This is a genomic window from Andreprevotia sp. IGB-42 (genome assembly GCF_009848685.1).
In the GTDB taxonomy this organism is placed as follows: Bacteria; Pseudomonadota; Gammaproteobacteria; order Burkholderiales; family Chitinibacteraceae; genus Andreprevotia.
In genome coordinates this window covers 102,793-115,349 of the sequence record NZ_WXTX01000010.1, presented here as the reverse complement: position 1 = coordinate 115,349, position 12,557 = coordinate 102,793, and the positions used below count along the sequence as shown (strand labels likewise).

Here is a 12,557-nt window from a genome sequence, read left to right as displayed (position 1 = left end):
AAGTCAAGCCGGGTAAAAACCCGATTTGCTGGCCGCGATCATTTCGATGCCATGCATCCGGGGCATGCAACAGATTGTGCCAGCACCTGCTTGCGGTCAATGCACCATGCCGGCCTTGAGTTCGATCAGGCGTTTCTTGTCATCCTCGGCGCGCTTTCTGACCACTTCGATATCAGCGGTTTTTTTCTTGCTGTCCGCATCGATATCGTCGATTTCCTTCTGCGCAACGGCACGATCCGCATCCAGATCGGCGGGAATCTGCTTCTTGCGCTTCTGCATGCCGGCAATCTGCTTGTCGATGCGATCCAGCTTTTCCTGGGCACTCTGACGCCGCAGACCATTGGTCTGGATACCACCCTTGATGGTATCGATCTGCCGGTCACGCAGCAGATCGACCTCCTCGGGCTTGGAGAAAGACTGCAGCAGCGCGCGATCACGCCGCTGCTGTTCTTTCTGCAGCGCCAGTTCTTCCTGCTGGCGTGCCTTTTCTTCAGGCGAGATTTTCTTCGGTGGCTCTTTCACCACCCGCCCAGTTGAATCGACTTCGGAAACGCCGCTCTTCGGATCGGTAAGGGGTGGTTTGTCGCTGTATTGCACCTTGCCGTTCTCGTCGACCCAACGATACAGCTTGGCCTCTACCGGCATGGACAGCAACGCGGCGCAAATCACCGCAAATAAACCGACACGCATAATGCTTCCGTTTTCCTTTGATCACGGCCCCGGGTGGCTGGAGCCGTCTCGTTATTCGATACCGTACTGCGCCCGGTAAGCTTCAACCTTATCCAGATTGTCGGCAAGTTGTGGCGAATCAGCAAGGTAGCCGATCAAATCCTTCAATGTGGCGATCGGGATCACCGGGATGCCGAATTGCTGCTGCACTTCCTGCACGGCGCTCAGTTCGCCCTGGCCACGTTCCATCCGGTCCAGCGCGATCAGCACGCCCGCAGGCTCCGCACCCGCTGCGCGGATCATGTTCACCGATTCGCGCACGCTGGTGCCGGCCGAGATCACATCATCGATGATCAGCACGCGGCCCTTGAGTGGCGCCCCCACCAGCACGCCGCCTTCGCCGTGATCTTTCGCTTCCTTGCGGTTGTAGACGAAAGGCACGTTGTGGCCAGCTTCCGCCAGTTTCACCGCCGTGGCGGCGGCCAGCACGATGCCCTTGTACGCCGGGCCGAACAGCACATCGAACTTCACCCCGGCGGCCAGCGCCGCCTGCGCATAGAAACGCGCCAGCTCGCCCACCGAGGCGCCATCGCTGAACAGGCCTGCATTGAAAAAATAGGGCGAGTTGCGGCCCGCCTTGGTGACGAACTCACCAAACATAAGCACCTTTTGTGCCACGGCAAATTCGATGAACTCCCGACGGAAATCGGACATTTGTAGGCTCCTGTGCAATGAATCGGGCGGCAACGCTGTAAGAAAAACGACGTTTTACGCAGCCCTGTGACAAAAAACAGCATAACACGGCGCACAAGCCCCCCTCTTTTGTCACCGCCTGCCCGCGGGCAATTGCCGTGCACCAGCCAGCGGCAACGGCGGCCGCCCGCTCGGCACCCGGCCCGGCGCGCAGTACACTTGCCCCATTCATAGCCCACTGCGGAGTTTTCCATGCGTATCGTCAGCGCCAATCTCAATGGCATCCGTTCTGCCACCAACAAGGGTTTTCTCGAGTGGCTGGTGCAATCCGGCGCGGACGTGGTGGCAATGCAGGAACTCAAGGCGCAGGCAGGCGACCTGACCGATGCCATGCGCGCGCCCGAAGGCTATACCGGCTATTTCCACTACGCGGAAAAGAAGGGTTATAGCGGCGTGGGCCTGTATTGCAAGCGCAAGCCCGATGCGGTGATCGAGGGGCTGGGCCTGGCGGAATTCGATGCCGAAGGCCGTTACATCGAGGCGCAGTGGGGCAATCTGTCGGTGATTTCGCTGTACCTGCCGTCGGGTTCATCCGGCGAAGAGCGCCAGACCATCAAGTTCGCCTTCATGGCCGCGTTCTGGCCGCACCTGGAAAAGCTCGCCGCATCCGGCCGCGACGTGGTGGTGCTGGGTGACTGGAATATCGCACATAACGAGATCGACCTGAAAAACTGGAAAGGCAACCTGAAAAACTCCGGCTTCCTGCCGGAAGAACGCGCCTGGATCGGCCGCGTATTCGGCGATCTGAAGCTGGTGGACGTATGGCGCTCCCTCTACGCGGAGCAGCCCGGCTACACCTGGTGGAGCAACCGTGGCCAGGCCTACGCCAAGGACGTGGGCTGGCGCATCGACTACCACGTGGCCACGCCGGCACTGGCTGCCAGCGCGCAGGCGGCTTCGATCTACAAGGCGGAAAAGTTCTCCGATCATGCGCCGATCACGGTGGATTATGACTTCACGCTTTAAGAACATCTTTGAGGTGCACGGCCTGCGGAAAGACGGCGTCATCGAACAACTTCGCCGCGGGCTTCGAAATGGTGTTATCAAGGCTATTAGCATTCGCCTGACGGGAAGGCACGCAACAGCACCGCGTCGCGGTGTGGCGGTATACCGAAAGCTCTCTTGTACTCACGGCTGAACTGGGAGGCACTGACATACCCGCTCTCAAAGGCGGTTTCAGTGACGCTGACAGCACCAGAGGCGAGCCGTCGCCGCGCGCCCAGCAGGCGGATCTGCCGCTGGTAGGCCAGCGGGCTGTACGCCGTCACTGCCTTGAAGTGCCGATGAAACGATGTGAGGCTCATCCCGACGTGTGACGCAAGCCATTCCACGCTCATGGGCTGGTTCGCATTACCGCAAATCCACTCGGCCGCTATCCTCACCTGGTTAAACCTCACGTTGTGTGTCCCGATCTGGCGCAGCCTGGTGCCTAGCGGGCCAGACAGCAGGCGGTAACACAACTCGCGTTCAAACTGGGAGGCGAGGACCGGTATCTCGGAAGGCGCGTCAAGGAGCCCCAGGAGTCGTTCAAGCGGTTCGACGAGACCATCAGCGGCCCGTGCCAGGGAAATGGCTCCCGGCAGCCGCTCGGTGGGAGCATCTTCGCGCATGTCGACGAGCAAGCTGGCGACGATACCCGCATCCAGTTTCAACTCAACACCCATATAGGGCCGCATCGGGCTTGCATCTACGACTTCGCTAACGAACGGTAAACCCACCGACGCCACTGCACAGGTTCCTGGCTCACATTTGAAAGTGCTCCCGGCAATCGTCATTCGCTTGGCGCCTTGCAATAGAAGATAAAACTTCGGTTCGAACAGCGCTGGCGTCGGGGCCGTTGGCGCATTCGTTGACCAGATCGTAAGCCTGGGATGTGCAGTCGGCATGCCGGAGGAGCTCCCGTGCCGGCTTGCTATTGCGATGAGCTTTTGAAGCATGTGGATGGATCGTCTTCAGGGTGCGCGTTCCGTTGCGCGTGATAACCAGAATAGCAATTCTGGCAGGATCAGGCAAAAATTTGGCGCGATTGATGTTGCGGCCCGGTCGACCGGCGGGGATAGTAAGCAGCTTCGCATCAACGCTTATCCAGAGGAAAAAACATGACCGACCAACATTCCCGCCTGCAGCAATTCATGGATGAGGCCTCCATTCGTAACACGATTGCCCGTTTCGCCGACAGCGCGACTCGCGCTGACTACGCCATGTTCAAAACAGTGTGGGCTGATGACGGTGAGTTCATCATCGGAATTGCTCCCCATGGCCAGCACTCGAAAGGTGCCAATGAGAACGTCGCGCTTCTTCGCAAGTTGCGGACGGGCAAAGATTTTTTTATTCAGTTCGCGCTGCCTGGCGTCATCGAGATTGACGGCGACGAAGCGACCACGCGCACATTCGTGCATGAGTCTGCGCGCGGTCCTGGCGAAAAATACTACCGCAATCACTGCATTGCGTTCGATCGACTGCAACGCTTCGGTAACGATTGGGTCTTCAAGAGCCGCTCGTTTCAATATCTCTGGCTTGACACCGGGCCATTCGCCGGAAACGGATTTCCGCTATTTCCGGCCGCGTAGCCGAGGTTCGCAGCCTGCAGAACACGTCACTGCGTGCGTGCCGGCAGACTGGCTCCAGGCGCTCCAACGCGGCCAGGTTGATGAGGCCGCTGCATGTCCAGAGCCTCACGATCGCCTCTTGGGCCATTGCCGAACAGGTGGCCGCATTCATGCCGCAGCCTGGGCTACCCGGCGCAGCAGAACCTGCGCGGCCTCAGTGGACGACGCCGGGTTCTGGCCGGTGATCAGCAGGCCGTCGGAGACGACGTAGGAGCCCCAGTCCGGGCCCTTTGCTGGAGTTCGACGTCGACACGTCGCTTGCTACAGCAGCCAACGGCTGGGGTCATCGGATGATTCGGGCTGCCCGCAAGGGGATGGACGATCTTGGCTTGAAAGCACTGCTGGTGCGTCCTGATGGTGTTGTCAGCTGGGCGAGTGAGAGTGTCTCGGACGTGGACGTATTTTCGAAGGCTGCGACGACATGGTTCGGTGAACCATAAGTTTCCGGGCCAGGTGGACGTTCGTCACTTGGCGCCGTCTCGAGAAAGATGGAACCGCAGGTTTTCTGTCGCACTGACTACCACGTGGCCACGCCGGCACTGGCTGCCAGCGCGCAGGCGGCTTCGATCTACAAGGCGGAAAAGTTCTCCGATCATGCGCCGTTGATTGTGGATTATGACTATCCATTCTGAGGTGTGGTGCTTGGCGTAGGTGGTATGGCGATTAGCGGCTTTGCCGCATGCATTCAGGAGCCGGTTCCGCCCGGCGGGCAGGTCAAGGGGGCGTCTCGCCGCCCCCTTAACAATCCCAGGCGACCCTGCTAAAGCGCCCCTGCGGGGTTCCCTGCGCTGCGGCTTGCCGGCACGCCCTGCTCATATTCTTGGCGAAGCAAGAAAAGGAAGGCGGCATGCGGGACGCACTCCCGCCCTAAACAACCGCACCGAAGGTGCTTACCCGATTCCAGCTAGCGGTGAATAACCACAGCATCACCCCACGTAGCAACCATCAGTTGCAACCAAAGCCTAAAACGCCATCGCCGCCTGTACCGCCCGCTGCCACCCCGCATACAACGCCTCCCGCACATCCTCAGCCATCGCCGGCTCGAAGCACCGCTCCAGCTGCCATTGTTGCTGCAGCTCCTCCCGCCCGCCCCAGAACCCCACCGCCAAGCCAGCCAGGTAGGCTGCACCCAGCGCCGTCGTCTCCGTCACGCGCGGCCGCAATAGCGGCACGCCCAGCTGATCGCACTGGAACTGCGCGAGGAAATCATTGGCAATTGCGCCGCCATCCGCACGCAGCTCCTTGAGCGCGATACCCGAATCCGCCTGCATGGCGGCCAGCACATCGCGCGTCTGGTATGCCATCGATTCCAGCGCCGCACGCACCAGTTGCGCCTTGCCGGTGCCGCGCGTCAGACCGAACAACGCACCGCGTACGTCGCTGCGCCAGTACGGCGCCCCCAGGCCGACAAAGGCCGGCACCAGGTACACGCCATCGGTGCTGGCCACGCCATGCGCCAGCGCGGCGGTTTCGCTGGCGCGGGTGATGATGCCCAATTCGTCCCGCAGCCACTGGATGGCCGAGCCGGCCACGAAGACGCTGCCTTCCAGCGCATATTCGACTTCGCCATCGATACCCCATGCGATGGTGGTCAGCAGGCCGTGCGCTGAATCGACGGCGCTCTTGCCGGTATTCATCAGCATGAAGCAGCCGGTGCCGTAGGTGTTCTTGGCCAGCCCAGGCGCAAAACAGCCCTGCCCGAACAATGCCGCCTGCTGATCGCCCGCCACCGCGGCAATCGGTACCGCGTGGCCGAACAGGTATTCGGGCAACACGTCGCCGTAGACCTCGCTGCTGTTGCGTACCTGCGGCAGCATGGCGGCGGGAATATCCAGCAAGCGCAGCAGGTCGTTATCCCACTGCAGCGTATGGATATTGAACAGCATGGTGCGCGATGCATTGCTGTAATCGGTGATGTGCACCCGGCCACCGGTCAGCTTCCACACCAGCCAACTATCGATGGTGCCGAACAGCAATTCGCCGCGCGTGGCGCGCTCGTGGGCGCCGGGTACTTCGTCCAGCAACCACTTGAGCTTGGTGGCGGAAAAATACGCATCGATCAGCAGCCCGGTACGGGCATGAATCAATGCCGCATGACCATCCGCCTCGAGCTGCCTGCAGATGGGCAATGTCTGCCGTGATTGCCAGACTATCGCGTTGTGGATGGGTTGGCCGGTGGCCTTGTCCCACACCACGGTAGTTTCACGCTGGTTGGCGATGCCGATCCCGGCCAGATCCGCCGCACGGATGCGCCCGCGCTGCAGTGCCTCGGTAATGGTCAGCAGCACGCTGGTGAAAATCTCGCCGGCATCGTGCTCCACCCAGCCTGGCTGCGGAAAATGCTGGGTGAATTCACGCTGCGCCTGCGCAACCACCAGGCCGGCATGATCGAACACCATCGCCCGCGTGCTGGTGGTGCCCTGATCGATGGCCAGTATGTATTTACCCATGCATCCCTCTCCCTGTAGCGCGCAAGCACACCGATGCCACGTGCAGCCCACGGCAGCGCTCACTTGCCGGATCGCATGCCACCGCCAAGCGGCGACCGTGGTGCTGGCCAACAGCTACATCATGGCAAACGCGGCGCCCGCCGGCATGGCAAACCACCACTGGTGAGGCATGTGAAACGCAGGCCGTCCAAAGATGCTCGGCCAGTGAGGCTCGGCGCCCCCGGCTCGGCGCCCCCGGCGTGGCACCCGCGCTAGCCGCCCGCAGCTCAGCACCTGCACACAACGCCGCCGGCAGGGTTTTGTCAGCAGCGCTGCCGCCGGCAGGCCCGCCTGCCGCAACCGGCATCGGTGATAAACTCGCCGGCAAACTTGGACCGTGCCGACGAGGCCGCAGGCAAGCCCCGACCAACCGGCATCACCACTGGAATGAAACACCATGAACCTGGCGCGCTACTTCGCCGTTTTCAACAATCGCCGCATGGCGGCCATCCTGCTGCTGGGTTTTGCCTCCGGCCTGCCGCTGGCGCTCACCGGCCAGGCAATGCAATCGTGGCTGACCACGGACGGCGTGGACCTGAAAACCATCGGCCTGCTGGCACTGGTGGGCATGCCGTACACGTACAAGTTCCTGTGGGCGCCGCTGATGGACCGCTTCGAGCCGCCGTTGCTGGGGCGGCGCAAAGGCTGGCTGCTGCTCACGCAATTGGCACTGGCCATGTTGCTGCTGCTGATGGCCAGCCTGCAACCGGCGGTGAACACGGGGCTGTTTGCATTGTTTGCGCTGGGCGTAGCGTTTTTCTCCGCCTCACAGGATGTGATGGTCGATGCGTACCGCGTGGATGTCAGCCACGATGAGGAACGCGGGGCAGCGGCAGCCATCGGCGTACTGGGCTACCGCCTGGCCATGCTCACCTCGGGCGGCATCGCCTTCGTCGCCGCGGATGCCATCGGCTGGGGCCGCACCTATGCCGGGCTGGGCGTGCTGATGCTGGGCCTTGCCACCACCATGCTGGTACTGGCGCCGCGCATTGCCTACCGCGATACGCATTCGGCCGGCGAGTTCGGCCGTTTTGTCACCACCTTGCTGCTGATGGGTGCAGCAGCGGTGCTGGCCGCAGGCTGGCGCGCCGATGCGTATGCGCCGCTGGCGGCGATTGCCGCAGCGCTGCTGGTGAATGCGGTGGCCGGTTCCCGCTTGTTCAGCGAATGGCGTCATCTGAATGGCTTCCTGGCGATGCTGGGCGGCGCATGGCTGGGCTATATGCTGGGGCAGCACGGCCTGATCGCACTGGGCCAACTGGCCGGCTGGGCGGATTTCACCCCCGCCAGCAAGAACAACTGGGTGGGCCTCGCGTTCGTGATGAGCGAGATCGGCCTTGCGGTGCCACTGGCATTGCTGGGCGCGCGGCTGGCGCGCTTCGAGCTGCTGATCACGCCGATGCAGCAATACTTCCGCCGCGAATACGCGTGGGCATTCCTGCTGCTGATCGTGCTCTACAAGCTGGGTGATGCGTTTGCCGGCGTGCTCAGCGTGGCCTTCCTGCAAAAGGGTGTGGGCTTCAGCCTGGGCGAGATCGGCGTGGTGAACAAGATCGTCGGCATGGTGGCCACCATCGTCGGCGGCATCGTCGGCGGGCTGCTGATGGTGCGCCTCAAGCTGTACCGCGCATTGCTGCTGTTCGGCCTGCTGCAGATCGCCTCCAATATCGGTTACTGGTTGCTGGCGGTGCATGGCAAGGGTTGGCTGGGTGCGGTCTACCTGCCGTTGCCACCCGAGGTGCTGAAAATCTTCCTGTCCGGCAAAACCGGTACCGGCTGGGATGGCGGGCTTGATACGCTGCTGGCGCTGGCCATGTCGTTGGAGAACCTGGCGGGCGGCATGGGCACTGCGGCGCTGGTGGCCTTCCTGATGGCGCTGTGCAACCGCGAGGCCAGCGCCACCCACTACGCACTGCTGTCGGCATTATCCGCCGTCGGGCGCGTGTACGTGGGCCCTACCTCCGGCTACCTGGTGGAATCGCTGGGCTGGCCCGACTTCTTCCTGCTGTCGATGCTGGTGGGGGTGCCTGGGCTGTTGCTGTTGTGGCGATTGCGCGGGCCGGTAACCCGGCTGGATGCCGAACCACGCGCCGCATAGCGGCATACTGTGTGTATCCCATGTTGAAAAGCGGGGGCGCAAATTGCGCCCCCGCTTTTCATTTGCCCCCGGGCTGTTTCAGGCCAGGGGGCGATCACGCAGCAGACATCAAGCGATGCGGCTGGCCAGCACACCACCCTTGCCCTTGATGAAAGCCTGAAGCTTGTCGGCATAGCCCGGCTGCACGGCATTCTGCACGCTGGGCCGCGCCAGCAACGCATCTTTCCAGCGCGCTACCTTGGGCCGGCCATCGAACCAGCCGGTTTCGCCCAGCGCTTCCAGCACCGGGAAGTAGCGGAAGAACGAACCATACGCAGCATCCACCAGACTGAACGTTTCGCCGGCAAACAGTGGGCCGTCTTCCAGCACGCCTTCCAGCCGGTCCAGCTTGGCCTCGATATCGGCACGCGCGGCGGCAAATGCCTTGTCGTCCGTCGCCACGTAGTAGTTCCACAACGACATCAGGCCGGCGGATGCAAACTCGATCCACGCCCGGTGCTTGGCGCGCGTGAGCGGATCGGCCGGGTGCAGGCGTGGCTCGGTGGTTTCATCCAGGTATTCGGCGATCACCGCGGATTCGAACAGCACCTCGTTGCCCACCTGCAGCACCGGCACCTTGCCCAACGGCGAAATCTTCAGGAACCAGTCAGGCTTGTTGGCAAGATCGATATAGGTGCGCTCGAACGGCACGCCTTTTTCCAGCAGCGTGATGACGGCGCGCTGGACATAGGGGCAGATATCAAAACTGATCAGGTGCAGATTGGACACGGCGTTCTCCGGTAGGGGCGGCCGCTGCAGATGCAGCGACGCTTCAGGCAAGCTCATGCAACAGATGCGGCCAACTGCCGCCAGCATCAAGCGGGCTGCAGATAGAACACTCCGTTCCGGAGATGGCACTCAAACTGCTTTGGGCCGGCGACGCAATGCCGCCGGCGTGAAGCCGGTGACCAGCGCGGTACCCAGCAATACCAGCAAGGCGCCGGCCAGTGTATTGATGCCGACGGTTTCATCCAGCAACACCACGCCCCACAGCACGCCGAACACCGGGATCAGGAACGTCACCGTCAAGGCCGGGGCCGGGCCGATATCGCTGATCAGGCGGAAATACAGCAGATAGGCCACACCGGTGCAGAGCAATCCCAGCAGCGCGACGGCCAGCAACGATGGCCCGCTGATATCACCCAGCGGCTGCAACGGCGCAACAAACAGTGTCAGCGGCAGCAAAGCCAGCGCGGCGCCCCACATGCTGCCATGGGCAACGTCGAAGGAAGGCATGCCTTGCATGTAGCGTTTGCCATAGGCACTGGCAATGCCATAGCACAGCGTGGCCACCAGGCAGGCGGCAATCGCCAGCCCGGCGCCGGGCTTGGCGGTGATGCGGTCAAAACCGACCAGCGTGGCCACCCCCAGCACGCCCAGCAACAGGCCGAACCATGCCTTGCGTGCCGGCACGATACGCAGCCAGAGGGCTGCCACCAGCGTGCCCCAGAACGGCGCAGTGGCATTGAGGATAGACATCAGCGACGCCGACAGCGTGCGCGCTGCAAAGGCATAACACAAGAAAGGCAATGCCGCAGTGAACAGGCCGGAGATCAAATAGTGGCGCAGATTGCCCCGTAACGGCAGCGCCTGCCTGCGCCAGCCGGAAATCAGCAGCAGGAACAGCGCGGCAATCCCCACCCGCAACCCGATCAGCCACACCGGCCCCAATGCCGGCACGGCCATGCGCATGAACAGGAACGATGCGCCCCACAACGCGGCAAGCATGAACAGGCGGCAAAGGCTGGCGACATCCATGGTGGCATTCCCGGGTTTCTATCCACGCAGCTTGCCGCAGTGCTGCCGGGAATGACACCCCGGTTCTTGCTGATTGACGCCGCAACGTATTTGCATTGCGGCCAACCCGGTCAGCCCCGGTCGTCGCCTTGCGGCATCAGGAACCACAGCAGCAGGTAAACGATGATGCCCGGGAACGCCGCCGACAAAACCGATACCAATACGTAGATCAGCCGCAACTTGTTCGCACTGATGCCGAAGTAATTACCCAAGCCGCCCACCACACCGGCCAGCCAGCAATTGCTGCGGCTACGACGCAATACCCTGTTTGCCATTCAAATCTCCCATCAAAAAGGGCGTACCTGCGGTACGCCCTGCATGCCACTTTACCGCCTATCAGATCAGCGCGGCGCGGTATTGTTCCGCAGCCGGGCCCACCACCAACTGGTATTCGTTGTCGCTGACCCGCATGGCACCGATGCCGGCCGCCTGCAATGCTGCAGTATCCAGCGCGGTCCCATCGGCCAGTGTTACATCCAGCCGGCTCAGCGCCACCACTTCTACCGCCTGCGGCTTGCCCAGCACCTGCCTGAGCGCGGCCAGCTTGGCATCGAAGCGCGCATCATCCGCCACCACCGTCTGCAGCGTTGCCTGCGTTGCCGCCTGCGGCGCCAATGGCGCGGCAAGATCTGCATCCGCGCCGGCGGTTTTCAGGTATTCGGCCATATCGGTCTTGATGTTCTCGGACAGCGTGCCGAATATCGCCTGCACACCATTGCCCACCATCATCACGCCGGCAGCACCCATGGCCTTGAGGCGTGGCTGGTTGACCTGCGTCGGGTCGTTTACCGCGATGCGCAGCCGGGTTACGCAGGCATCCAGGCTGGCAATGTTCTTGCGCCCGCCGAATGCCAGCACCAGCTCGCGCGCACGGTCGGCATCGGCCACCTCGGCACCGGCGGCTTCCGTCTCGTCCTCGCGGCCGGGCGTTTTCAGCTGGAGCTTGAGGATGGTGTAGCGGAACACCACGTAATAGATGCCGAAATACAGTGGCCCCAGCAGCAACGTCCAGCCCCAGTTCTGCGCGTATTTGCCAAACGCATTGAACAGCAGGAAATCGATGCCGCCCTGCGAGAACGTGAAGCCCATGTGCATGTGCAGCGTGTTGGCGATGAACTGCGCGGTGGCGGCAAGCGCTGCATGGATCACATACAGCTGCGGCGCCACGAACAGGAAGGCAAATTCGATCGGCTCGGTAATCCCGGTCAGGAAGGAGGTGAGCGCGGCGGAAATCATGATGCCGCCCACCTTCACGCGGTTTTCCGGCTTGGCGGTATGCCAGATGGCAATGGCGGCGCCAGGCAGGCCGAACATCTTGAACAGGAAGGCGCCGGACAGGATGCCTGCAGTCTGGTCACCGGCAAAGAAGCGGTTGATATCACCATGCACCACCTTGCCGGCACTGTCGGTAAAGCTGCCCATCTCGAAGAAGAACGGCACGTTCCAGATATGGTGCAACCCGAAAGGAATCAGCAGCCGCTCGACAAAACCATACACGGTGGCAGCGGTGCGCGGATCACTGACGGCGGCCCAGTGCGAAAACACGCCGATGCCATGCTGCACCGGCGGCCAGATCACCGACAGGATGACGCCGACGAAAATCGCCGCGATGCCGGTAACAATGGGCACGAAACGTTTGCCGGCAAAGAAGCCCAGATAAGGCGGCAGCTCGATGCGGTAATACCTGTTGAACAATACCGCCGCCACGGCGCCGGCAATGATGCCGCCGAACACCCCGGTTTCCATCGATTTCATGCCCATCACCGTAGCCGGCTCGATGCCCCACACGGTGGCCATCACGCCCATGGTCGCCAGCATCACCACGTATCCCACTACGGCGGCGATGGCGGCAACGCCGTCGTTATCGGTCAGCCCCAGCGCCACACCCACCGCGAAAATCAACGCCAGGTTGCCGAATATGGCGCCACCGCTCTGCGCCATGATTTCCGAAACCGCACCGGGGATGAAGCCGAAATGCGAGCTGCCGATGCCGAGCAACAAGCCGGCCACCGGCAATACCGCCACTGGCAGCATCAATGCCTTGCCGATTTTCTGCAGTACCGTGAACGCTGCCTTGAACATGTCTTTCTCCCGCAATCCGAT

Annotated in this window: 12 protein-coding genes and 1 pseudogene; 5 read left to right on the top strand and 8 right to left on the bottom strand. The window is 62.2% G+C overall.

The window, feature by feature from the left end; all coding sequences use genetic code 11:
• Positions 1-96: 96 nt before the first annotated feature.
• Both IGB42_RS15770 and pyrE read right to left on the bottom strand, forming a co-directional pair.
• Positions 97-690: a DUF4124 domain-containing protein gene (locus IGB42_RS15770; RefSeq protein WP_159673365.1), complete on the bottom strand. Its 594-nt coding sequence runs from the start codon at positions 688-690 to the stop codon at positions 97-99.
• 51 nt (positions 691-741) lie between these two features.
• Positions 742-1,383: an orotate phosphoribosyltransferase gene (pyrE, locus tag IGB42_RS15765; protein ID WP_159673363.1), complete on the bottom strand. Its 642-nt coding sequence runs from the start codon at positions 1,381-1,383 to the stop codon at positions 742-744.
• Positions 1,384-1,614: 231 nt separating this feature from the next.
• On the opposite strand from pyrE, the gene IGB42_RS15760 reads away from it, so the two are divergent.
• Positions 1,615-2,388, top strand: a complete 774-nt coding sequence (locus tag IGB42_RS15760) for an exodeoxyribonuclease III (RefSeq protein ID WP_159673361.1) — start codon at positions 1,615-1,617, stop codon at positions 2,386-2,388.
• A gap of 86 nt (positions 2,389-2,474) precedes the next feature.
• Here IGB42_RS15760 and IGB42_RS15755 read toward each other — a convergent pair whose 3' ends face one another.
• Positions 2,475-3,308 carry an AraC family transcriptional regulator gene (locus tag IGB42_RS15755; RefSeq protein ID WP_159673359.1) on the bottom strand — a complete coding sequence of 278 codons (834 nt, stop codon included), beginning with the start codon at positions 3,306-3,308 and terminating at the stop codon, positions 2,475-2,477.
• 213 nt (positions 3,309-3,521) lie between these two features.
• On the opposite strand from IGB42_RS15755, the gene IGB42_RS15750 reads away from it, so the two are divergent.
• The 3 genes and pseudogenes from IGB42_RS15750 to IGB42_RS15745 form a co-directional block, all read left to right on the top strand.
• Positions 3,522-3,992 carry a nuclear transport factor 2 family protein gene (locus IGB42_RS15750; RefSeq protein WP_159673357.1) on the top strand — a complete coding sequence of 157 codons (471 nt, stop codon included), beginning with the start codon at positions 3,522-3,524 and terminating at the stop codon, positions 3,990-3,992.
• A gap of 269 nt (positions 3,993-4,261) precedes the next feature.
• A complete protein-coding gene (locus IGB42_RS22695) occupies positions 4,262-4,471 on the top strand; it encodes a hypothetical protein (RefSeq protein ID WP_374705056.1) in 210 nt (69 codons plus the stop codon).
• Between the two features lie 69 nt (positions 4,472-4,540).
• Positions 4,541-4,663: pseudogene (locus IGB42_RS15745) on the top strand (exodeoxyribonuclease III); the annotation flags it as partial.
• Between the two features lie 330 nt (positions 4,664-4,993).
• Here the strand turns inward: IGB42_RS15745 and glpK are convergent.
• On the bottom strand, positions 4,994-6,481 hold the full coding sequence (gene glpK, locus IGB42_RS15740) for a glycerol kinase GlpK (RefSeq protein WP_159673355.1): 1,488 nt from the start codon (positions 6,479-6,481) through the stop codon (positions 4,994-4,996).
• A 436-nt stretch (positions 6,482-6,917) separates the two neighbouring features.
• Here glpK and IGB42_RS15735 point away from each other — a divergent pair, with 436 nt between their 5' ends.
• Positions 6,918-8,618, top strand: coding sequence for an MFS transporter (locus IGB42_RS15735; protein WP_159673353.1), 1,701 nt, complete (start codon positions 6,918-6,920; stop codon positions 8,616-8,618).
• A 108-nt stretch (positions 8,619-8,726) separates the two neighbouring features.
• Here IGB42_RS15735 and IGB42_RS15730 read toward each other — a convergent pair whose 3' ends face one another.
• The 4 genes from IGB42_RS15730 to ptsG form a co-directional block, all read right to left on the bottom strand.
• The gene (locus IGB42_RS15730; RefSeq protein ID WP_159673351.1) at positions 8,727-9,386 is read right to left on the bottom strand and encodes a glutathione S-transferase family protein; all 660 of its coding nucleotides are present in this window, start codon (positions 9,384-9,386) and stop codon (positions 8,727-8,729) included.
• 129 nt (positions 9,387-9,515) lie between these two features.
• On the bottom strand, positions 9,516-10,415 hold the full coding sequence (locus IGB42_RS15725; RefSeq protein WP_159673349.1) for a DMT family transporter: 900 nt from the start codon (positions 10,413-10,415) through the stop codon (positions 9,516-9,518).
• A 110-nt stretch (positions 10,416-10,525) separates the two neighbouring features.
• Positions 10,526-10,729, bottom strand: a complete 204-nt coding sequence (locus IGB42_RS15720) for a PspC domain-containing protein (protein WP_159673347.1) — start codon at positions 10,727-10,729, stop codon at positions 10,526-10,528.
• Positions 10,730-10,790: 61 nt separating this feature from the next.
• Entirely contained in the window at positions 10,791-12,536 is a 1,746-nt protein-coding gene (gene ptsG / locus IGB42_RS15715; RefSeq protein ID WP_159673345.1) for a PTS glucose transporter subunit IIBC, read from the bottom strand.
• Between the last annotated feature and the right edge of the window lie 21 nt (positions 12,537-12,557).

Excerpts from the sequence above, each read along its gene's own strand:
- ptsG (WP_159673345.1), bottom strand. The coding sequence starts at position 12,536 with ATGTTCAAGGCAGCGTTCACGGTACTGCAGAAAATCGGCAAGGCATTG.
- IGB42_RS15760 (WP_159673361.1), top strand. The coding sequence starts at position 1,615 with ATGCGTATCGTCAGCGCCAATCTCAATGGCATCCGTTCTGCCACCAAC.
- IGB42_RS15770 (WP_159673365.1), bottom strand. The coding sequence starts at position 690 with ATGCGTGTCGGTTTATTTGCGGTGATTTGCGCCGCGTTGCTGTCCATG.
- IGB42_RS15755 (WP_159673359.1), bottom strand. The coding sequence starts at position 3,308 with ATGCCGACTGCACATCCCAGGCTTACGATCTGGTCAACGAATGCGCCA.
- pyrE (WP_159673363.1), bottom strand. The coding sequence starts at position 1,383 with ATGTCCGATTTCCGTCGGGAGTTCATCGAATTTGCCGTGGCACAAAAG.
- IGB42_RS15735 (WP_159673353.1), top strand. The coding sequence starts at position 6,918 with ATGAACCTGGCGCGCTACTTCGCCGTTTTCAACAATCGCCGCATGGCG.
- glpK (WP_159673355.1), bottom strand. The coding sequence starts at position 6,481 with ATGGGTAAATACATACTGGCCATCGATCAGGGCACCACCAGCACGCGG.
- IGB42_RS15720 (WP_159673347.1), bottom strand. The coding sequence starts at position 10,729 with ATGGCAAACAGGGTATTGCGTCGTAGCCGCAGCAATTGCTGGCTGGCC.
- IGB42_RS15725 (WP_159673349.1), bottom strand. The coding sequence starts at position 10,415 with ATGGATGTCGCCAGCCTTTGCCGCCTGTTCATGCTTGCCGCGTTGTGG.
- IGB42_RS15750 (WP_159673357.1), top strand. The coding sequence starts at position 3,522 with ATGACCGACCAACATTCCCGCCTGCAGCAATTCATGGATGAGGCCTCC.